Below are 542 nucleotides of genomic sequence, written 5' to 3' on the forward strand. Positions count from 1 at the left end.
AAAGGTTTTGGGTGAAGGGTAAAAGGTTTTGGGTAAAGGGTAAAAGGTTTAAGGTTTCAAAGTTTCAAAGTTTCAAGTTCTAAGCTTTAAGTTCTTGAATTTGACTTCGTACCTCGTACCACTGACTTCTGACGGATGCGGGTTTTGGGTGATAGGTTTAAGGGTGAAGGGTAAAAGGTTTCTGGTTTCAAAGTTCTTGGTTTTGACCATTGACCATTGACCGCTGACTTCCGATATCTGACTTTTGAACTCCGAACTCAGAACTCCGAACTTGTCCCCCAAACCAAAAGGCCACCAAAAAACGTAAAGTTCCTCAGTGGCCCATTGTATTAAAAGTTAAGTTTAATTACGGACAGAAAACACTGTCTTTATAATCTATGTCCCAATTGGGCCCCATGTCATTTATAAGGGTATTATAAGCGATGCCCCCGTCACCTATGCACAGATCTACTCCCGTTGCACCCAAAACCACATTTGGTTGTACCACTTGATCGGCCCACCCTATAAGTGTATCTGAAAAGTTAGGGGCGGACATCCCGGAA

General features: G+C 42.6%; 1 protein-coding gene. It reads right to left on the minus strand.

The window, feature by feature from the left end; genetic code table 11:
* Positions 1 to 346: 346 nt before the first annotated feature.
* Positions 347 to 542, minus strand: a 196-nt coding sequence (locus KIM67_RS18510; protein ID WP_213833034.1) for a hypothetical protein, incomplete at its 5' end; no start/stop codon positions are given.

The organism is Flagellimonas sp. 389 (genome assembly GCF_018449435.1).
Taxonomy (GTDB): Bacteria; Bacteroidota; Bacteroidia; order Flavobacteriales; family Flavobacteriaceae; genus Flagellimonas.